Below are 18,291 nucleotides of genomic sequence, written 5' to 3' on the forward strand. Positions count from 1 at the left end.
CGTGCGCGGTGAGCCTGCCAAAGAGGGGTAACTTTCTGCGCCCGGGCGCAGAACGTATCACTTTTATGTTGCTAACCTGTTTATTTCCTCAACGAACCTACAAAAAAAAGCAGTGAGTCTGGAAAGAGGAATGCCGTTTATTTTCCATTGCATTGGCGCTTTGTAATGTCCTGTGGTGGGAAAATATTATTATCCCGAACGTGTTTCCGATGAGATACAGCCAGAAACAATTAGCCAATTTATGTAAAGGAGTGATGTTTATATGTTGCAGCACAGGGACGGGAAAATACTCCTTTTATTTATTAGTTTCCTTATTATTTATCTGCTACCGGGAATATACGGCCATACGCCGTGGAAGCAGGATGAAAACTATACCTTCGGCGTCATTCAAACCATGTATGAAACGGGCAATTGGTTAGTGCCTGTGAACGCCGGTGAGCCGTTTATGGAAAAGCCGCCGCTTTATTACTGGACGGCAACGCTAATGGCGCATTTATTTTCCGGTATGATGCCGCTCCACGATGCTGCCCGAAGTGCGACGCTTTTGTTTTCAATTATTAATTTTTCCTTCTTTATTCTGCTGGCGAGAAGAGTATTCCGCAGTGAAAGCCTGGTAGATTACCGTATCTGGCTGGCCTTCGCCGTTTATATCAGCGCCCCGGGCATCCTGCGCCACAGCCATGATATGTTCAGCGATACCGCGCTCACCGCAGGCGCAACCGTGGCGCTGTATGGCATTGTCGGGTTGATTCGCGAGGAGAAAGTGGCCGCCTCGGCGGTATGGCTTGGCCTGGGCACAATAGCAACGATGTTATCCAAAGGCGTATTTATTCCCGGCGTATTATGGATAACTTTATTTTTAAGCGCTTTCTTTTTCACACAATGCCGGACTAAAGCATTTTGGTATCCGGTTATTCTCTCAGGACTGCTAGCGCTTATTTTTATTCTTCCCTGGCCAGTGTTGCTTTACAGTAAACATCCCGATCTTTTTATGGCGTGGTTTTGGGAAAATAACATTGGCCGTTTTCTTGGCTTTTCCGTTGCTAAGCTGGGCGCCAAAGCAAACCTGATGCGTGTGCCTGAGGCCGTTGCGCTTTTTGCTCTGCCAGCCGGGATGTTGGCGACAGTTTATTTTCTTCGTCATCCACTTCAGCGGTTGAGAAACCCGGATGAGTTTGTGATTACGCTTTTTCCGTTGCTCGGCATTATTATTCTGCAGATGTCGGCCACCAGTCGCGCTTTATATTTAATGCCCTTTGTGGCCCCGATGGCTATATTGGGATCCCAGCTTTTACCTGCAATAAAAGAGAAAGCACTGCGTTATTTCTCCTGTTTTGCCGTCGCGCTATGGTCAGCTTCGCTTGCAGGGGTTTGGGGCATTTATCTGCTTAAGGTGGGTGGCGATCAAAAAGGCTGGCTGGCTCCGCTTGAGCGCTGGCTGCCGGCGAGCTACGAGCTGCATTTATCCTGGCCGCCATTTGTGTTTGCCCTGGTCGTTACCGCGCTGTGGATCTGTCGGGGGCGTTTATCTGCGGCACTCAACCCGGTGTTGCGCGCGGCATTCAGTTGGGGGTTAGGCGTGACCGTTGTCTGGAGCGTGGCGTTCACGTTAATGGTGGGCTGGTTCGACTACAGCAAAGGTTATGCTGGGGTATTTAAGGATCTCAAAAGCCATCTGGCGGGGCAGTACCTGGCGGATGACTGCATGGCTTCTTACCGGCTGGGGGAGTCAGAGGCGCCGATGCTTTATTACTTTGCCGGGATCCTGCATCAGCCACAAACAACCTTCCGCCAGCCTGAGCGCTGTCGCTGGCTGATTGTGCTGGGCGACAAGCTGCAGCCCGCGCCGAAGGGAATGGTTTTTTTCTGGGAAGATAATCGCCCCGGTGAGAAGCGTAACAACCTGATGGTGTACCGGGACGTTTCAAAAAATAACGACTAAAAACCTGGGCCGGGTTTACAAGGCTCAGCCAGGCAGGCCTTCTACAATAGTGATCATCGCTTCTGCGACGCTGGCCCTTTCCTGGCGAGCGCGCTGGTATTCCGGTGAGTGGTAGCAGGCCAGCGCCGTCTCCATATCGGCGAACTCAATGACGACATGCCGGGCGAAAGCCGCATCACCCTCTACAACTTCCGCTTTGCCGCCTCTCGCCAAAAAGCGGGCGTTGTAGCGCGTAAAGGCTGCCGGGGATAAATCGATATAGTTTTGATACTGCTTAGGGTTGTGAACGGTGACGTGGGCAATCCAGTATGCGGCCATGCTTTGCTCCTGTAGGGGGGAAGGCTGTTTGTCAGCCAATCTAGCACAGCGGTGAACGGCCGTGTTGCCGGAAAGAGGCGGCATGTTGTGGTGGCTCATCGCTCAATTTGACGTTGTACATTTCATTACACGCCGATACCAATCACTCACTGAAGAGTTTGTTCCACGCGCCTATAGTTCATTTCAACGGCCCCGCAGTGGGGTAAACACGAAAACAAATTCGAGGATGTCGAAATGAAAAAAGTATTAGCTCTGGTTGTTGCCGCTGCTATGGGTCTGTCTTCCGCCGCTTTCGCTGCTGACACTACCGCTACCGCTCCAGCTGCTGCGCCGGCAACCACCGCCGCTGCGCCTGCTGCTAAAGCGCCAGCGGCAAAAGTAACGCACCACAAGAAACACAAAAAAGCTGCCGTTCAGAAAGCACAGGCCGCTAAAAAGAAACACAAAAAAGCCGCTAAGCCAGCCACCGAGCAGAAAGCTCAGGCTGCTAAAAAGCACCACAAAAAAGCAGTAAAACCAGCTGCGCAGAAAGCTCAGGCTGCTAAAAAGCACCACAAAAAAGCAGTAAAACCAGCTGCGCAGAAGGCTCAGGCTGCTAAAAAGCATCACAAAAAAGCAGTAAAACCTGTTGCTCAGAAAGCGCAGGCTGCTAAGAAACACGTGAAAAAACATCACAAAGTTGCTGCAAAACCGGCTGTTAAGCCAGCTGCATAAGTTTGACGGGGCAACCCCGTTAGCTTGAAGCGTTAACACAAACACCCGGCTTGCCGGGTGTTTCTTTCTGGAGTTCAGATAATGTTGCGACGCTACAGTTTCGAATTAATCCTCACCGCGCTGCTGACCTGCGGCCTAATCACGCTGAATTTTTGGCTTCAGTAGATTCTGTTCTTCCTGAGTTCTAAAAAACCACCAGCCCCTGCTTTACTCAGAAATACAGGCCAGCGCCTGGTTGAGATACTAGTGCAGATTAGCGCTGTAGTTTTTATTTGGCTCTGGAAAAGTGGTTGGAAGAGGGCGATGTCGATGCAGTCGTGTAATCGTTCAGTTCGATGTAGAGTCCGTATCGCCAAAAGCAAAAAACCCGCCATAGGCGGGTTCTTCTAAATAGTGGTGCCCGGACTCGGACAAAAACGTCAGGAACGTTTTTGAACAGCGCTTGCGCTGGCCCCTTATGGGGTGAGTCTCAGGGATGAGACGAATACTAAAACGTCAGGAACGTTTTTGAACAGCGCTTGCGCTGGCCCCTTATGGGGTGAGTCTCAGGGATGAGACGAATAATCGACTTTCAGCTCGATGCAGAGTCCGTTTCGCCAAAAGCAAAAAACCCGCCATAGGCGGGTTCTTCTAAATAGTGGTGCCCGGACTCGGAATCGAACCAAGGACACGGGGATTTTCAATCCCCTGCTCTACCGACTGAGCTATCCGGGCAACGGGCCGCATTAAACCGTAAAGGCCGCCAGGCGTCAACGGCTTTGTCATAAAAATTACCTAAAACTATGCTGATTGCCTGCTTTTCAGTCAAAGACAGCAAAAAGACGTGCTTCAGGTTAATGCCCCGCCGGTGCGGCACAGCGCAAAGCGCAGAATATCTTCCGCAAGGGTTCTGGCCGTGTCGATATCAGCCTGGCTACGCTTCACCAATAGCTTGCTCAGGCAGCCTTCCAGCACCAATTCCATTTGGTGCGCGACCATGGTTGGGTCGTCCACTTCCATTTGTGTGAGCAGCTCGTGCGTGTATTCCCAGGCCGCTTTTTTCTGCTGGTCAGCCAGTTGATGAATCGGGTGCGCGGCATCAGGGTAGAAGGTGCAGGCGGCAATAAACAGGCAGCCGGGATAACGCTGGTTGCTCACGCATTCGGTCAGGGCGTGGTAGCGCTTAAGCAGCTTTTGCTCCGGCGTTAACTCTTCGTCCAGCATCAGCTGACGCCGCCAGACATCCACCTGCGAACTTAAGTAGCGCAGGGCGTCGTACAGCAGGGCTTCGCTGTCGGGCCAGAACTGGCGAATCTCAGCGAGCGGATAATCGGCTTCTTTCGCCACCATCTCCAGCGTCGTGCTGGCAATGCCTTCACGTTCAAGGACATGCAGGGCGTGCTCTAAAACTTCTTCGCGTTGCACGGTTTTCTCCTTACGTTTCCCAACGGATCAAGTGTTGTTTACTGGCTGCGATTGCGCAAATGCTCGCTGAACGCGGAGGCGTCCATAAAGCCTGTGACGCGGTCTGCCGGTTGTTCAACGCCGTTAGCATCAAAGAATAAAATGGTTGGCAGGCCAAGCACCTGTAAATGCTTCAGCAGGGCTTTGTCGTCGGCGTTATTTGCCGTGACATCGGCCTGCAGTAAAACGGTGCCAGACAGCGCTTTTTGCACCTGCGGATCGCTAAAGGTGTATTTCTCAAACTCTTTACACGCCACGCACCAGTCGGCGTACAAATCTAACATCACCGGTTTGCCTTTCGCCCCGGCTAGCGCGGCGTCGAGCTGCTCAACGTTGGCTATTTTGTTAAAGCTGAGGTGAGGGACGGACTGAACGGATGCCGGAGAGCCAAAAGCCCAGTCCTGCAGCGGACGAGCGGACACCAGCGCGGCACCCAGAAGAATAATTTGTAGCATGCGTAGCCAGGACTTCTTCGCTCCAAGGCTGGTGATAAATGCCCAACTGAAGAAGGCGACGCCCAGCAGGCCCCACAGCCTCAGCCCCCAGATGTCGCCCAGCACACGCTCCAGCAGGAAGACCGGCAGCGCCAGAATCACAAAACCAAAGGCGGTTTTGACGCTTTCCATCCACGGCCCGCTTTTCGGCAGCAGGCGATTACCGAAGACGGTAATCAGGATTAGCGGCAGGCCCATGCCCAGCGCGTAAAGGTAAAGCATGCCGCCGCCGAGCCACATATTTCCGCTTTGCGCGATGTACAGCAGGATAGCGCTAAGCGGCGCGGTGGTGCACGGCGAGCAGATAAGCCCGGCCAGCGCGCCCATAGCAAAGACGCCGCCCGCCGAGCCGCCCTGCTGGCGGTTGCTCATCAGCGCCAGGCGCGTTTGCAGCGACGAGGGCAGCTGCAGCGTGAACAGACCGAACATCGAGGCGGCGAGCAGGATAAAGAGCACCGACAGGCCAATCAGCACGTATGGGTGCTGGAGTGCCGCCTGGAACTGGAGTCCTGCGGCGGCAACGACAAGACCGAGTGCGGTGTAGGTCAGCGCCATGCCCTGGACGTATACAAAGGCCAGCAGCAGCGCCCGGGCAGTGGACAGGCGTTGTTTACCACCTAGTACGATGCCGGAAATGAGCGGGTACATCGGCAGCACGCAGGGCGTGAAGGCGATGCCGATGCCGATCAGGAAGGCCCACAGCGCGGAGAAGGGGAGCGATGCGGGGGCGGGGCTGTCTGTTCCCCTCACCCCGGCCCTCTCCCCAGAAGGGGAGAGGGAGGAAGAAATATTGGCCTCGTCTCTTGATGGGGAGAAGGAGGAAGACACATTGGCATCATTAGCCGACGCAGCAATAGCACTCAACGGCACAACGCGCGTTTCCGGCGGATAGCAGAATCCGGCTTCGGCGCAGCCCTGGTAAGTGACGCTGACGGACGAACCTTTATTGGCGGCATTTACCGTAATGGGCAGAGTTAGCTGCTGGGTGAAGATCTCCGTTTTGCCGTAGAACTCATCTTCGTGCCAGGTGCCTTTAGGCATAACCAGGGGCGTAATGTCCGCGCTGGTGGGCACCACTTTGATCTGCTGGCGATAGAGATAATAGCCGGGTTTTATCTGCCAGCTGAGCGTCAGCTTGTGCTCGGCCTGCTGAAAGTCAAAGGAAAAAGCCTGGTCGACCGGGACAAACTGCGTTTTATTTTGGGCGTCAAACAGCCCGGCAAAGGCCTGCGAACTGCATAACAGCAGGACTAGCGTAATGATGCGTAGAGCCATGAGAGATATTCACTGTTTCCGTGTGCAACTGGCAGAACCAGTAGTTCTGGCGTTTGATAAGGGTGATGGGTTTTCAGGCAGGCAAGCAGTGCCTCCTGGCGTTCCACGTCGCTCTTGAGCAGCATTTGGACTTCGTACTCCTGCTCCAGCTTTCCTTCCCAGTAATAGAGCGAAGTTGCGCCCGGCAGCAGCGTCACGCAGGCGGCAAGTTTCTCCGCCAGCACTTTCGCGGCCAGATCCTGCGCGGTGGCTTCATCCGGGGCGGTACAGAGTACAACGACAGCCTGGGTCATCGACATCGCAAACCTCATCTGAGAAGAAAGTGCGATGACTATAACATGAGCAGAAGAAAACGGGCTGCATTGCAGCCCGCGTCTGGCGGAGATTTACAGTACGATCCCGCCGATGATAAAGCCGAGGATAACGCACAAAGTAATGGCAATGACGCCGGGGATCAGGAAGGCGTGGTTGAACACATATTTGCCGATACGGGTTGAGCCGGTGTCGTCCATTTCGACCGCTGCCAGCAGCGTCGGGTAGGTTGGCAGGACGAACAGCGCAGATACCGCTGCAAAAGAGGCGACGGCGGTTAATGGCGTGACGCCGAGCAGCAGGGCCGCAGGCATCAGCGCTTTCGTTGTGGCTGCCTGGGAATAGAGCAAGGTGGCCGCGAAGAACAGCACCACAGCCAGCAGCCACGGGTAACCGTTCAGCAGGTCACCGGCAACCGCCTGAATGTCGCTGATATGGGACTTAACGAAGGTATCGCCCAGCCATGCAACGCCGAGTACGCAAATACAGGCGCTCATGCCGGACTTAAAGGTGCTGGCGTTCAGCACTTCGCCAGTGTCGATTTTACAGGTGATGCTAATCAGCGTGGCGATGGTGAGCATAAACACAACAATCGCTTCGTTACGCGGCAGAACCGGGTTCTGAATCAGGCCGACGGTATCGCTGATCGCGGTGGCATAGAACATCACGGCGACAATACCGATCAGGAATAGCAGCACCGAACGCTTGGCGTGCGGCTTCAGCTCGAAGACCTGGCTACCGCGCAGCTTCACTTCGCCTTTGGCAAGGCGTTCCTGGTAAACCGGATCGTCTTTCAGCTCGCAGCCGAGGAAGTTACACACCACCGCGGTTAGCATCACGGCAATCAGCGTGACCGGGATACAGATACCTAGCAGCGTCAGGTAGCTCACGCCCATCGGCTCCAGAATGCCGGCAAAAAACACCACTGCAGCGGAAATCGGCGATGCCGTAATGGCAATTTGTGAGGCGACAACGGCGATAGAAAGCGGGCGAGAAGGGCGAATGCCCTGCTCTTTTGCCACTTCGGTAATCACCGGCAGCGTGGAAAAGGCCGTGTGGCCGGTCCCGGCCAGAATGGTCATAAACCAGGTGACCAGCGGCGCAAGGAAGGTGATGTATTTCGGATGGCGGCGCAGCATGCGTTCCGCAAGGCTGACCAGGTAGTCCATGCCGCCCGCGACCTGCATGGCCGCAATCGCGGCGATCACCGCCATGATAATTTCGATCACGTCGAAGGGGATTGCCCCCGGTTTGATCTGGAAGATAAGGGTAAGCACCAGCACGCCGAGACCACCGGCAAAACCAATACCGATCCCTCCCAGCCTTGCCCCGAGATAGATCGCCAGCAGGACGACCACGAGTTCAGCACCAAACATAATTGCATCCTTGAGATTTAAATGAGATGAAAATGAAATGTTATGTTTTCGTATACCGTTAAAATGAAAAAGGCACGTCCGACTGGACGTGCCTTTTGGCGTTTATATGGATGAGTTATTGTTCGCTTTCATCGGTATAGCGCTTAGCTTTGTAGACCGGGTGCATCAGGTTGTGGACGGAGAAGATATCGTCCAGCTCGGCTTCTGTCAGCAGGCCGCGCTCTAGCACGACCTCGCGCACGCTCTTGCCGGTTTCTGCGCAGATCTTGCCGACGATGTCGCCGTTGTGGTGGCCAATGAACGGGTTCAGGTAGGTCACGATACCGATGGAGTTGTACACGTAGCTCTCACACACTTCTTTATTCGCGGTGATGCCGTTAATGCATTTTTCCAGCAGGTTGTAGCAGGCGTTGGTCAGGATATGAATGGATTCGAACATTGCCTGGCCAATCACCGGCTCCATCACGTTCAGCTGCAGCTGACCTGCTTCGGATGCCATGGTCACCGTGGTGTCGTTGCCGATGACTTTGAAGCAAACTTGATTCACCACTTCCGGGACAACCGGGTTCACTTTGGCCGGCATGATAGAAGAACCCGCCTGCAGTTCTGGCAGGTTGATTTCGTTCAGGCCAGCGCGCGGGCCGGAAGAGAGCAGGCGCAGGTCGTTACAGATTTTGGACATTTTCACTGCCAGGCGCTTCAGGGAGCTGTGCACCATCACGTATGCGCCGCAGTCGGAAGTGGCTTCAATCAGGTCTTCTGCTGGTACGCAGGCCAGGCCGCTGACTTCTGCCAGTTTCTGTACGGCCAGCTGCTGGTAGCCATCTGGCGTGTTGAGGCGAGTACCGATGGCGGTTGCGCCAAGGTTCACTTCCAGCAGCAGTTCAGCGGTGCGCAGCAGGTTTTTAGTCTCTTCAGTCAGCAGCACGTTGAACGCGTGGAACTCCTGACCGAGGGTCATCGGAACAGCGTCCTGAAGCTGGGTGCGGCCCATTTTCAGGATCTCAGAAAACTCAACCGCTTTACGCTGGAAGCCTTCGCCCAGCTGATTAATGGCATCGATCAGTTTCACGATGGAAGCGTAAACTGCGATGCGGAAGCCGGTTGGGTAGGCGTCGTTAGTGGACTGGCATTTGTTGACGTGGTCGTTCGGGTTCAGGAACTGGTATTCACCTTTCTGGTGGCCCATCAGTTCCAGACCGATGTTAGCGAGGACTTCGTTGGTGTTCATGTTGACGGAAGTACCGGCGCCGCCCTGGTAGACGTCTACCGGGAATTGATCCATGCATTTGCCGTTGTTCAGGACTTCATCACAGGCCTGAATGATGGTGTTCGCGATGCTCTTAGGAATGGTTTGCAGTTCCTTGTTCGCCATTGCCGCCGCTTTTTTTACCATCACCATACCGCGTACAAATTCCGGTATGTCACTGATTTTACTGTTGCTAATGTAGAAGTTTTCAATCGCTCTCAGAGTATGAACGCCGTAGTAGGCATCCGCTGGCACTTCCCTGGTACCCAACAAATCTTCTTCGATACGAATGTTATTTAACATGTGAACCTTCTTAGTAAAGCTGCAGATAAATGCACTGTTTTATTCACACACACGAAATGTGGTTGTGAGCTTAATAGGCCGACGATTATGTCCATATTCGACCGCGTTGACGTGATGATATGCTGATGATAGCGAAAAGCAGTAACCTGGATCACTTATTAAAAGCCGCCACGCATAACAATTATTAATATGTGATATAGGTCAACAGTTGAAAATTTCCAGAAAAAATTCACGCAATAAACATTGATCTTTGTCTACAGCGTCGCCATCTCCCTCCTACGCGTAATTGCTAATCTATTTTTCGCGAGACCATTAACGGGCTCGCCCGATGACAGGAGCGTATAGTGCGCTGGATCCCGTTTATTGCCGTTTTCCTTTATGTTTACATCGAAATTTCGCTGTTCATACAGGTGGCACACGTTTTGGGGGTCTTTATGACCCTGATTCTGGTCATTTTCACTTCGGTGATTGGCCTTTCTCTGGTGCGTAACCAGGGCTTTAAAAACCTGATGCTGATGCAGCAGAAGATGGCGGCAGGCGAAAGCCCTGCGGCGGAGATGATCAAAAGCGTCTCGCTGATCATGGCCGGTATTTTGCTGCTGTTGCCGGGCTTTTTTACCGACTTCCTCGGTCTGCTGCTGCTGTTGCCGCCGGTGCAAAAGCACCTCACGCTCAAGCTGATGCCGCATTTGCGCTTCTCCCGCATGCCTGGCGGCGGTTTTAGCGCCGGTAGTGAAGGGGGCAATACATTCGACGGTGAGTTCCAGCGTAAAGACGACGCGCCAAAGCGCCTCGACGACCAGCACCGGGATGATCGTTAAATTTTAGTTTTTTTTGTTTTCCCCCCTTGAAGGGGGGAAAGCGCATCCCCATTAATCAGGTCACCAGCCGATTACCCCTGTGGGACGGCGTTACCTAACTATCTGATACTGACTTTCTCAAAGGAGAGCTATCAATGAGCATTCGTCCATTACATGATCGTGTCATCGTCAAGCGTAAAGAAGTTGAGTCCAAATCTGCGGGCGGCATCGTTCTGACTGGCTCCGCAGCGGGCAAATCAACTCGTGGCGAGATCATCGCTGTCGGTAAAGGCCGCATCCTGGAAAACGGTAGCGTGCAGCCGCTGGACGTGAAAGTGGGTGACATCGTTATCTTCAACGATGGCTACGGCGTGAAGTCCGAGAAAATCGACAACGAAGAAGTGCTGATCATGTCCGAAAGCGACATCCTGGCAATTGTTGAAGCGTAATTTGACGCACGAACCTGAACGAATTTGAGGAATAGAAGAAATGGCAGCTAAAGACGTAAAATTCGGTAACGACGCTCGTGTAAAAATGCTGCGCGGCGTTAACGTACTGGCAGATGCAGTGAAAGTTACCCTCGGTCCTAAAGGCCGTAACGTGGTTCTGGATAAATCTTTCGGTGCACCGACCATCACCAAAGATGGCGTTTCCGTAGCGCGTGAAATCGAGCTGGAAGACAAGTTCGAAAACATGGGCGCACAGATGGTAAAAGAAGTTGCCTCTAAAGCGAACGACGCTGCAGGCGACGGTACCACCACCGCAACCGTACTGGCTCAGGCTATCATCACCGAAGGTCTGAAAGCCGTTGCTGCGGGCATGAACCCAATGGACCTGAAACGCGGTATCGATAAAGCCGTTGTTGCCGCTGTTGAAGAGCTGAAAGCGCTGTCCGTGCCGTGCTCTGACTCTAAAGCGATTGCTCAGGTTGGTACTATCTCCGCTAACTCCGACGAAACCGTAGGTAAACTGATCGCTGAAGCGATGGATAAAGTCGGTAAAGAAGGCGTGATCACCGTTGAAGACGGTACCGGTCTGGAAGACGAACTGGACGTGGTTGAAGGTATGCAGTTCGACCGCGGCTACCTGTCCCCATACTTCATCAACAAGCCAGAAACTGGCGCTGTTGAGCTGGAAAGCCCGTTCATCCTGCTGGCTGACAAAAAAATCTCCAACATCCGTGAAATGCTGCCAGTGCTGGAAGCCGTTGCGAAAGCAGGCAAACCGCTGGTTATCATCGCTGAAGATGTTGAAGGCGAAGCGCTGGCTACCCTGGTGGTTAACACCATGCGTGGCATCGTGAAAGTGGCTGCGGTTAAAGCACCAGGCTTCGGTGACCGCCGTAAAGCTATGCTGCAGGACATCGCTACCCTGACCGGCGGTACCGTTATCTCTGAAGAGATCGGTATGGAGCTGGAAAAAGCGACCCTGGAAGACCTCGGCCAGGCTAAACGCGTTGTGATCAACAAAGACACCACCACCATCATCGATGGCGTGGGTGAAGAAGCCGCTATTCAGGGCCGCGTTGGTCAGATCCGTAAGCAGATCGAAGAAGCAACTTCTGACTATGACCGCGAAAAACTGCAGGAGCGCGTAGCGAAACTGGCAGGCGGCGTAGCGGTAATCAAAGTTGGTGCTGCTACCGAAGTTGAAATGAAAGAGAAAAAAGCTCGCGTCGACGATGCCCTGCACGCTACCCGTGCTGCGGTTGAAGAAGGCGTGGTTGCTGGTGGTGGTGTAGCGCTGGTTCGCGTTGCCGCTAAACTGGCTGGCCTGACCGCTCAGAACGAAGACCAGAACGTGGGTATCAAAGTTGCGCTGCGCGCGATGGAAGCTCCTCTGCGTCAGATCGTTTCTAACGCCGGTGAAGAGCCATCCGTTGTCACCAACGCGGTGAAAGCGGGCGAAGGTAACTACGGTTACAACGCCGCGACCGAAGAATACGGCAACATGATCGATTTCGGTATCCTGGACCCAACCAAAGTTACTCGTTCTGCTCTGCAGTACGCGGCTTCCGTGGCGGGCCTGATGATCACTACCGAGTGCATGGTCACCGACCTGCCTAAAGGCGATGCTCCTGACTTAGGCGCTGCTGGTGGTATGGGCGGCATGGGTGGCATGGGCGGCATGATGTAATTCGCCTTAGCACCTTGTGTTAAAGAAACCCTCAGTCAGAAATGTCTGGGGGTTTTTTCTTTTGTTCACACTCTGGTATAAGTGCTTACCGGGCAATAACGGCTCAATACCTTGATTACGGGGAATAACATGCGCATGAAAGTCTCATCAGGAGTGGTTCTGGCAGCGCTGCTGCTGGCAGGATGTAGCACGGGCAATCAGCTTAGCTCCAGCGGCCAGAGCGTTCGTTTTGTTGAAGACAAACCAGGAAGCGAATGCCGTCTATTAGGCACCGCGACCGGGGAACAGAGCAACTGGCTGTCTGGCCAGCACGGCGATGAAGGCGGGTCTATGCGCGGCGCGGCAAACGCACTGCGTAACAATGCGGCCGAAATGGGCGGCAACGTGCTGTACGGCGTGAGCAGCCCAACCCAGACGCTGCTCTCGAGCTTTGCGCCAACGGCCAGCCAAATGACGGGTCAGGTTTATAAGTGCCCGAACTGATTCGGTAAGTATTACCCTCACCCCGGCCCTCTCCTTCAGGGAGAGGGAGAAAAACGGACGTGCTTTTACTGATAGAGATCGAGGAAGGACTTGCGGTTCCCTGTCACTGGTAAGGGATAAAGTCGTGGGGCTTTTTCTACAGTTGAAGGCAGCACTAAGCGGTTCCCTCTCCTGGGGGAGAGGGTTAGGGTGAGGGCGTTAAGCTCTCACTTTTGCCGTAGCTGCAAATCCAGCGGCGTCTTACTTGGCTCTCCGCCTATTTCTCTCGCCAGCTTCGGCACCATATAGCCAGAAACCAGCGTCAGCAGCTCACGCATAATCGCCCGGGCCTCTTCGTCTTCCACCATAAAGTGCGCCGCACCTTGCACTCTGTCGAGTACGTGCAGGTAATACGGCATCACGCCCGCATTAAACAACGCATTACTAAGGTCGGCCAGAGTTTGTGCGTTGTCGTTCACGCCGCGCAGCAACACGCTTTGATTCAGCAGCGTGACGCCCGCCAGGCGTAGCTTTGCCATCGCCGAGCGGAAATCGTCGCCAATTTCCTGGGCGTGGTTAATATGATTAACCAGCAGCACCTGAAGCGATGAGCGGGCGATTCTTGCTGCCAGCCCATCGGTAATACGCGCCGGGATGACAATCGGCAGGCGGCTGTGAATACGCAGGCGTTTGATATGAGGAATGGCCTCCAGCTCGCTCATCAGCCAGTCCAGTTCGTGATCTTTGGCCATCAGCGGGTCGCCGCCGGAGAAAATAATTTCGTCCAGCTCAGGATGTTCGCTGATATACGCCAGCGCCGTTTGCCAGTTGCGTTTGTTGCCCTGGTTGTCGGCATACGGGAAGTGGCGGCGGAAACAGTAGCGGCAGTTTACGGCGCAGCCACCTTTCACCAGCAGCAAGGCGCGGTTGCGGTACTTATGCAGCAGCCCTGGGACAACGCTGTGTTGCTCTTCCAGCGGATCGGTGGTGAAGCCGGGCGCGGCAACGAACTCCTGTTTTGCCGTCAAAACCTGACGCAGTAACGGGTCGTTGGGGTTACCTTTTTCCATGCGCGCGACGAAAGCGCGAGGGACGCGCAGGGCAAAAAGACGCCTTGCTTCACGCCCGGCAAGCAGTTCTTCATCGTCAGCTACATTTAAAATGTGCAGCAGTTCATCAGGATCGGTTATAACATCGGCAAGTTGCGTTAACCAATCTTCTCTGTGAGGGGGATTTAGGGTTACAATGTGTGCCATTTTTTTGGCTAAGCTACCAGTTAACAAATTTAGAGGGCCTTATGGCGACTTATTCTAGCAACGATTTCCGTGCCGGTCTTAAAATCATGATGGATGGCGAACCGTACGCGGTTGAAGCCAGCGAATTCGTAAAACCGGGCAAGGGCCAGGCATTCGCGCGCGTTAAGCTGCGTCGTCTGCTGACCGGTACCCGCGTTGAGAAAACCTTCAAGTCTACTGACTCTGCAGAAGGCGCTGACGTTGTCGATATGAACCTGACTTACCTGTACAACGACGGTGAGTTCTATCACTTCATGAACAACCAAACCTTCGAGCAGCTGGCTGCAGACGAAAAAGCCGTTGGCGAAAACGCTAAATGGCTGCTGGACCAGGCTGAGTGCATCGTGACCCTGTGGAACGGTCAGCCAATCTCCGTTACCCCACCGAACTTTGTTGAGCTGGAAATCGTTGAAACCGATCCAGGTCTGAAAGGTGACACTGCAGGGACCGGCGGCAAGCCAGCAACCCTGAGCACCGGCGCTGTGGTTAAAGTTCCGCTGTTCGTCCAGATCGGCGAAGTCATCAAAGTTGACACCCGTTCTGGTGAATACGTTTCTCGCGTGAAGTAATTCTCGTGAAGGTTCGCGGCGCGGTGCCTGAGGCTCGCGCCGCCGCTTTGTCAGGGCAGGGAAGATGAACCGTTTGTTGAAACAGATTCTTTTTATCTCGCTGCTGGCCGCTGCGCTGTCGGGTTGTAATACCACGCGTGGGTTTGGCGAAGACTTGCAACATCTCGGCGGCGCCATTGAGCGCGTAGCCAATAAATAGTCCCTGCCAGTTATCCGAAATCGCCTCGCTTTTCCTTCGTTGTTCATTTTTTTAGCTATGCTTAACAAGCTATACACAAACAACATAGTTATAAGGAAAAGCTCATGATTAAGAAAACCATTGCTGCGTTTTTCTCTCTCGTCGTTCTTTCATCCTTGTTGACCGCCTGTAACACCACCCGCGGCGTGGGCGAGGATATACAAAGCGGCGGTAAGGCTATTTCTGGTGCGGCAACAAAAGCGCAGGAATAATACTGTTCGGTACGGTGCTAGTGCCGTACCGTTATTCTAAAACAGCCTCCGGAATATTTAAAAAAAGCGATAATCTATTGTCGGCTCCCAGCTTTAATCGAATGTTTCGCTTATAGGTGTAAACCGTTTTTACGCTTATTTCCATCACTCTGGCAATATATTCATTATTCGCCTCTTCCTTCCAGAGTTTTAATATTCTCTCTTCGCGTAAGGTCAGTAATGGCGTAATATGTCGTTTCACTTCACGGAATGGCGGGCGGGTCGCAATAGTCTGCTGAATCAATGCCGTTAATGCCGACAATGATACTGACTTATCCCAAATATCGTTAGTGCCTTGTGACGCGCAGTACTCGGCAATGGTGGGGTGTTGCCCGCTTTGCAGCAGCAGCAGGCGCGTCGTATCGCCACAGGCAGAATAAATAGTCGAAAGCTGTTGGATATTATGCAATGCGGTTGAGAAACTGTTGAAGTCGGCGATCACCATATTCGGCTGCCATTTAATAATTTTTTCCCGGGCGAGAAGTAAACTGTCTGTCTCTGAAATACTCACTGCCGTAGCCAGATTATTTTTCTGATTGAGCAAGTGCGTCAGTCCCTGACGGCTGAAGTAACACCTATCAACCAATAATATTTTATACATTTTCACGCTTCACGTTAATCATTACTGCGGCGTTTGCAGGCTGGCAAACCACGTTTTATCATATGAATAAATTTGCCAAAATGAATCACGGAAATACGCGCGAATTCGCTGTCAATTCCAGGCTTAGCAAGGCCCAGCGAGTGAAACGATTATTTCATTGCGTAGCATTTGGATACGGATTTTCAGGCAGCCGTTTGGGTGCTAAAATCAGCTTCTCACCTAAGCCTTACGGGACGACCCGCAAGCGCATCTCACACCGGGGACGGCCCCATTTCTACTGGAGCTGTTATGGCCTGGATCGTACTGTTAATTGCCGGATTACTGGAAGTTGTTTGGGCGGTAGGACTGAAATATACCCACGGCTTTAGCCGCCTGTGGCCTAGCGTTATCACCATCGTCGCGATGGTTGTCAGCATGGCTTTGCTCGCCTGGGCGATGAAAACCCTGCCCACCGGCACGGCCTACGCGGTGTGGACCGGGATCGGTGCCGTCGGCGCGGCGATTACCGGCATTCTGCTGCTGGGAGAGTCGGCTAACCCGATGCGTCTGGCTAGCCTGGCTCTGATTGTGGTCGGGATCATTGGCTTGAAACTTTCCACGCATTAACTGCCTGGTTGTTTCACCCAAATCAATTTATCCACCGCAAAGCCCTGGCGAGCGGCGATAGCCAATAGCTGTTGCTTGAGATCGTGGCTTATGGTTGGTGTGCGGGACAGGATCCATAGATAGCTGAGATCCGGCCCGCATACCAGCGCATGGCGATAGTCTTTATCCAGCGCAATCACGTTATAGCCGCCGTAAAACGGGCCAAAAAAGGAGACTTTCAGCGCAGCGACGCTCGGGTCTCCGGTGAAATAAGCCTTCCCTTCTGCCTGCTGCCACATCTGCCTGTCCGGGTTGAATCCCCGGTTTATCACGCGCAGGCCGCCGTCATCCATAAAACTGTAGGTGGCCGTGACCTGATTCAGGCCGCTTTCAAAGCTGTGGTCCATTCGCGCAATTTCATACCAGGTGCCGATAAAGCGTTTTGCCTCGAAGTTTTGCACGACCGTGACGCTGGGGGGAGGAGTTGGTGAGCTACAGGAGACAACGAATAATGCGACCGCAAGCGCGGTGAAAGCGGGCCAAATGCGCATAGCAGATTCCTTCCGAGGTTTTTTAGCTAAGTGTAGATGGCGACAGGAAATAAAGTGTGAGCGAAGCCGGAAATAATACGGCCTGCGTTCAACAGGCCGTGGTCATTTTTATTGCAGTGCTTCAAGAATGGCGTAAGCGGCTTTTACTCGCTCGGTGTTTGGGTAGCTTTTGTTGGCCAGCATCACGATACCCAGCTGTTTTTCTGGGATAAAGGCCACGTAGCTGCCAAAGCCGCCTGTCGACCCGGTTTTATGTACCCATGAGGCTTTCACCGCAGGTGCTGGAGGCTCAATCAGCGTTGCCGGGTGCGGCGCAAGGGCGATCTTGTTGTCACTGCCATCAATAATCGTTTTCCCCTTCACCGGCCAGTTCAGCATTTCCCAGCCAAGCCCCTGATACATGCTACCCACGCGCCAGTAACGTGACTGCGCGAGCTGGATACCCTGAGCTAACGTTTTGTCTCCCAGACGATCGGGGGCCATATTCGCCTGCACCCAATGGGCCATATCTTCGATGCTGGATTTCACGCCGTAGGCTTCTGCATCCAGCATGCCCGGCGAGACGCGCACGGCTTTGCCGTCCCGGTAGCCCCAGGCGTAGTGGCTGTCTTCCGTCGCCGGCACGTTAATCCAGGTGTGTTGAAGATTCAGTGGCTCAAAGACGCGTTTTAACATCGCCTGTTCAAAGCTCATGCCTGACGGTTTCACCATCAAGGCTCCGAATAGTCCAATACTTGCGTTGGCGTAGAGGCGCTGCGTGCCAGGTGCCCACTTCGGCTGCCAGTTCTGGTAAAACTTCAGCAGGGCATCGCTGTTGGTTACCTCGTCCGGCACCTGCAGCGGCAGGCCACCGGCGGTATAGGTGGCAAGCTGCAGCAGGGTGATCCCTTTCCACTGCTTGCCGTTCAGCTCAGGCCAGTATTTCTGCGCCGGGTCGCTAAGGCTAACTTCGCCGCGAGCCAAAGCATCACCGCCCAGTACGCCGGTAAAGGTTTTACTGACCGAGCCCAGTTCAAATAACGTTTGCTGCGTTACCGGTACGTTGCGCTGCACATCGGCTTTTCCCCAGGTGAAATACAGCGGGTAGCCTTTGTAGATAACGGCCACCGCCATGCCGGGGATCGCCTGCTCTTTCATTAGCGGGGCAACGGTGCGGTTCACCAGCTTTTCAATCTGCGGTGCAGTCAGTTCTTTTTGTGCAGCAAAGCTGGAGCATGAGGCGGCAAGCAGCAGCGTCAGGCAAAGGGTTTTTTTCATGATGGATAACCTTCCTTAGAGAGATGATAGCAGTCCGGGCCCGTCAGACGAGGCAAGTTTGTTGGATTTGACACCCGATGACAAACGATTAAATTTGGCATTAGGCTTAAGATTTTCTAA

Annotated in this window: 21 protein-coding genes and 1 tRNA gene; 11 read left to right on the plus strand and 11 right to left on the minus strand. The window is 53.5% G+C overall.

Translation table 11 applies throughout. The features are described from left to right. The first annotated feature begins 262 nt into the window (after positions 1 to 262). Positions 263 to 1,942 (plus strand): ArnT family glycosyltransferase, encoded by a 1,680-nt coding sequence (locus F3J26_RS08155; protein WP_166993179.1) that lies wholly within the window; start codon positions 263 to 265, stop codon positions 1,940 to 1,942. 24 nt (positions 1,943 to 1,966) lie between these two features. Here the strand turns inward: F3J26_RS08155 and F3J26_RS08160 are convergent, their stop codons facing one another. After that, the gene (locus tag F3J26_RS08160) at positions 1,967 to 2,260 is read right to left on the minus strand and encodes a DUF1330 domain-containing protein (protein ID WP_008453781.1); all 294 of its coding nucleotides are present in this window, start codon (positions 2,258 to 2,260) and stop codon (positions 1,967 to 1,969) included. 234 nt (positions 2,261 to 2,494) lie between these two features. Between F3J26_RS08160 and asr the strand changes: the two genes are divergently transcribed. Together asr and ydgU are read left to right on the plus strand one after the other, a co-directional pair. Further along, entirely contained in the window at positions 2,495 to 2,974 is a 480-nt protein-coding gene (asr, locus tag F3J26_RS08165; protein ID WP_166867317.1) for an acid resistance repetitive basic protein Asr, read from the plus strand. A gap of 81 nt (positions 2,975 to 3,055) precedes the next feature. Next, complete coding sequence (ydgU, locus tag F3J26_RS22855) at positions 3,056 to 3,139, plus strand: small membrane protein YdgU (RefSeq protein ID WP_456297838.1); 84 nt, start codon at positions 3,056 to 3,058, stop codon at positions 3,137 to 3,139. A 473-nt stretch (positions 3,140 to 3,612) separates the two neighbouring features. On the opposite strand, the gene F3J26_RS08170 is transcribed toward ydgU, so the two are convergent. The 6 genes from F3J26_RS08170 to aspA all read right to left on the minus strand — a co-directional run bounded on the left by F3J26_RS08170 (position 3,613) and on the right by aspA (position 9,426). Continuing rightward, a tRNA-Phe gene (locus tag F3J26_RS08170) sits at positions 3,613 to 3,688 on the minus strand. A 114-nt stretch (positions 3,689 to 3,802) separates the two neighbouring features. Continuing rightward, a complete protein-coding gene (locus F3J26_RS08175; protein WP_008453778.1) occupies positions 3,803 to 4,378 on the minus strand; it encodes a transcriptional regulator in 576 nt (191 codons plus the stop codon). 38 nt (positions 4,379 to 4,416) lie between these two features. Beyond that, the gene (locus F3J26_RS08180; protein WP_166993182.1) at positions 4,417 to 6,186 is read right to left on the minus strand and encodes a protein-disulfide reductase DsbD; all 1,770 of its coding nucleotides are present in this window, start codon (positions 6,184 to 6,186) and stop codon (positions 4,417 to 4,419) included. Next, positions 6,162 to 6,485, minus strand: a complete 324-nt coding sequence (gene cutA, locus F3J26_RS08185) for a divalent cation tolerance protein CutA (protein WP_166993185.1) — start codon at positions 6,483 to 6,485, stop codon at positions 6,162 to 6,164. Before cutA ends, F3J26_RS08180 begins: the two co-directional genes overlap by 25 nt. 87 nt (positions 6,486 to 6,572) lie before the next feature. Then, positions 6,573 to 7,874, minus strand: coding sequence for an anaerobic C4-dicarboxylate transporter (locus tag F3J26_RS08190; protein ID WP_008453775.1), 1,302 nt, complete (start codon positions 7,872 to 7,874; stop codon positions 6,573 to 6,575). Between the two features lie 115 nt (positions 7,875 to 7,989). Beyond that, a complete protein-coding gene (aspA, locus tag F3J26_RS08195) occupies positions 7,990 to 9,426 on the minus strand; it encodes an aspartate ammonia-lyase (RefSeq protein ID WP_008453774.1) in 1,437 nt (478 codons plus the stop codon). Between the two features lie 344 nt (positions 9,427 to 9,770). On the opposite strand from aspA, the gene F3J26_RS08200 reads away from it, so the two are divergent. The 4 genes from F3J26_RS08200 to F3J26_RS08215 all read left to right on the plus strand — a co-directional run bounded on the left by F3J26_RS08200 (position 9,771) and on the right by F3J26_RS08215 (position 12,845). Next, complete coding sequence (locus F3J26_RS08200; RefSeq protein WP_166993188.1) at positions 9,771 to 10,247, plus strand: FxsA family protein; 477 nt, start codon at positions 9,771 to 9,773, stop codon at positions 10,245 to 10,247. Positions 10,248 to 10,381: 134 nt separating this feature from the next. Further along, a complete protein-coding gene (locus F3J26_RS08205) occupies positions 10,382 to 10,675 on the plus strand; it encodes a co-chaperone GroES (RefSeq protein ID WP_008453772.1) in 294 nt (97 codons plus the stop codon). 40 nt (positions 10,676 to 10,715) lie between these two features. After that, entirely contained in the window at positions 10,716 to 12,362 is a 1,647-nt protein-coding gene (groL, locus tag F3J26_RS08210) for a chaperonin GroEL (protein WP_008453770.1), read from the plus strand. Positions 12,363 to 12,491: 129 nt separating this feature from the next. Further along, on the plus strand, positions 12,492 to 12,845 hold the full coding sequence (locus F3J26_RS08215) for a DUF4156 domain-containing protein (RefSeq protein WP_008453768.1): 354 nt from the start codon (positions 12,492 to 12,494) through the stop codon (positions 12,843 to 12,845). 206 nt (positions 12,846 to 13,051) lie between these two features. Here F3J26_RS08215 and epmB read toward each other — a convergent pair whose 3' ends face one another. Then, the gene (gene epmB / locus F3J26_RS08220; protein WP_166877414.1) at positions 13,052 to 14,080 is read right to left on the minus strand and encodes an EF-P beta-lysylation protein EpmB; all 1,029 of its coding nucleotides are present in this window, start codon (positions 14,078 to 14,080) and stop codon (positions 13,052 to 13,054) included. 41 nt (positions 14,081 to 14,121) lie between these two features. Between epmB and efp the strand changes: the two genes are divergently transcribed. The 3 genes from efp to ecnB all read left to right on the plus strand — a co-directional run bounded on the left by efp (position 14,122) and on the right by ecnB (position 15,138). Then, on the plus strand, positions 14,122 to 14,688 hold the full coding sequence (efp, locus tag F3J26_RS08225) for an elongation factor P (protein WP_008453764.1): 567 nt from the start codon (positions 14,122 to 14,124) through the stop codon (positions 14,686 to 14,688). Between the two features lie 64 nt (positions 14,689 to 14,752). Then, on the plus strand, positions 14,753 to 14,887 hold the full coding sequence (locus F3J26_RS08230) for an entericidin A/B family lipoprotein (protein WP_039289517.1): 135 nt from the start codon (positions 14,753 to 14,755) through the stop codon (positions 14,885 to 14,887). A gap of 104 nt (positions 14,888 to 14,991) precedes the next feature. Beyond that, positions 14,992 to 15,138, plus strand: a complete 147-nt coding sequence (gene ecnB / locus F3J26_RS08235; RefSeq protein ID WP_008453759.1) for a lipoprotein toxin entericidin B — start codon at positions 14,992 to 14,994, stop codon at positions 15,136 to 15,138. A 31-nt stretch (positions 15,139 to 15,169) separates the two neighbouring features. Here the strand turns inward: ecnB and F3J26_RS08240 are convergent, their stop codons facing one another. Beyond that, positions 15,170 to 15,778, minus strand: a complete 609-nt coding sequence (locus tag F3J26_RS08240) for a LuxR C-terminal-related transcriptional regulator (RefSeq protein ID WP_166993191.1) — start codon at positions 15,776 to 15,778, stop codon at positions 15,170 to 15,172. Positions 15,779 to 16,066: 288 nt separating this feature from the next. Here F3J26_RS08240 and sugE point away from each other — a divergent pair, with 288 nt between their 5' ends. Beyond that, positions 16,067 to 16,384: a quaternary ammonium compound efflux SMR transporter SugE gene (gene sugE, locus F3J26_RS08245; protein ID WP_008453755.1), complete on the plus strand. Its 318-nt coding sequence runs from the start codon at positions 16,067 to 16,069 to the stop codon at positions 16,382 to 16,384. Here the strand turns inward: sugE and blc are convergent. Next, entirely contained in the window at positions 16,381 to 16,914 is a 534-nt protein-coding gene (blc, locus tag F3J26_RS08250) for an outer membrane lipoprotein Blc (RefSeq protein ID WP_166993193.1), read from the minus strand. The genes sugE and blc overlap by 4 nt on opposite strands. Before the next feature lie 108 nt (positions 16,915 to 17,022). Then, entirely contained in the window at positions 17,023 to 18,174 is a 1,152-nt protein-coding gene (ampC, locus tag F3J26_RS08255; protein WP_083845834.1) for a CMY2/MIR/ACT/EC family class C beta-lactamase, read from the minus strand. Between the last annotated feature and the right edge of the window lie 117 nt (positions 18,175 to 18,291).

Source organism: Enterobacter sp. Ap-867 (assembly GCF_011752855.1).
GTDB lineage: Bacteria > Pseudomonadota > Gammaproteobacteria > Enterobacterales > Enterobacteriaceae > Cedecea.

Coding starts and splice junctions, on each gene's coding strand:
- aspA (WP_008453774.1), bottom strand. CDS start 9,426: ATGTTAAATAACATTCGTATCGAAGAAGATTTGTTGGGTACCAGGGAA.
- epmB (WP_166877414.1), bottom strand. CDS start 14,080: ATGGCACACATTGTAACCCTAAATCCCCCTCACAGAGAAGATTGGTTA.
- sugE (WP_008453755.1), top strand. CDS start 16,067: ATGGCCTGGATCGTACTGTTAATTGCCGGATTACTGGAAGTTGTTTGG.
- F3J26_RS08240 (WP_166993191.1), bottom strand. CDS start 15,778: ATGTATAAAATATTATTGGTTGATAGGTGTTACTTCAGCCGTCAGGGA.
- F3J26_RS08205 (WP_008453772.1), top strand. CDS start 10,382: ATGAGCATTCGTCCATTACATGATCGTGTCATCGTCAAGCGTAAAGAA.
- F3J26_RS08190 (WP_008453775.1), bottom strand. CDS start 7,874: ATGTTTGGTGCTGAACTCGTGGTCGTCCTGCTGGCGATCTATCTCGGG.
- blc (WP_166993193.1), bottom strand. CDS start 16,914: ATGCGCATTTGGCCCGCTTTCACCGCGCTTGCGGTCGCATTATTCGTT.
- F3J26_RS08155 (WP_166993179.1), top strand. CDS start 263: ATGTTGCAGCACAGGGACGGGAAAATACTCCTTTTATTTATTAGTTTC.
- F3J26_RS08160 (WP_008453781.1), bottom strand. CDS start 2,260: ATGGCCGCATACTGGATTGCCCACGTCACCGTTCACAACCCTAAGCAG.
- ydgU (WP_456297838.1), top strand. CDS start 3,056: ATGTTGCGACGCTACAGTTTCGAATTAATCCTCACCGCGCTGCTGACC.
- asr (WP_166867317.1), top strand. CDS start 2,495: ATGAAAAAAGTATTAGCTCTGGTTGTTGCCGCTGCTATGGGTCTGTCT.
- groL (WP_008453770.1), top strand. CDS start 10,716: ATGGCAGCTAAAGACGTAAAATTCGGTAACGACGCTCGTGTAAAAATG.
- efp (WP_008453764.1), top strand. CDS start 14,122: ATGGCGACTTATTCTAGCAACGATTTCCGTGCCGGTCTTAAAATCATG.
- F3J26_RS08215 (WP_008453768.1), top strand. CDS start 12,492: ATGCGCATGAAAGTCTCATCAGGAGTGGTTCTGGCAGCGCTGCTGCTG.
- cutA (WP_166993185.1), bottom strand. CDS start 6,485: ATGTCGATGACCCAGGCTGTCGTTGTACTCTGTACCGCCCCGGATGAA.
- ecnB (WP_008453759.1), top strand. CDS start 14,992: ATGATTAAGAAAACCATTGCTGCGTTTTTCTCTCTCGTCGTTCTTTCA.
- F3J26_RS08180 (WP_166993182.1), bottom strand. CDS start 6,186: ATGGCTCTACGCATCATTACGCTAGTCCTGCTGTTATGCAGTTCGCAG.
- F3J26_RS08230 (WP_039289517.1), top strand. CDS start 14,753: ATGAACCGTTTGTTGAAACAGATTCTTTTTATCTCGCTGCTGGCCGCT.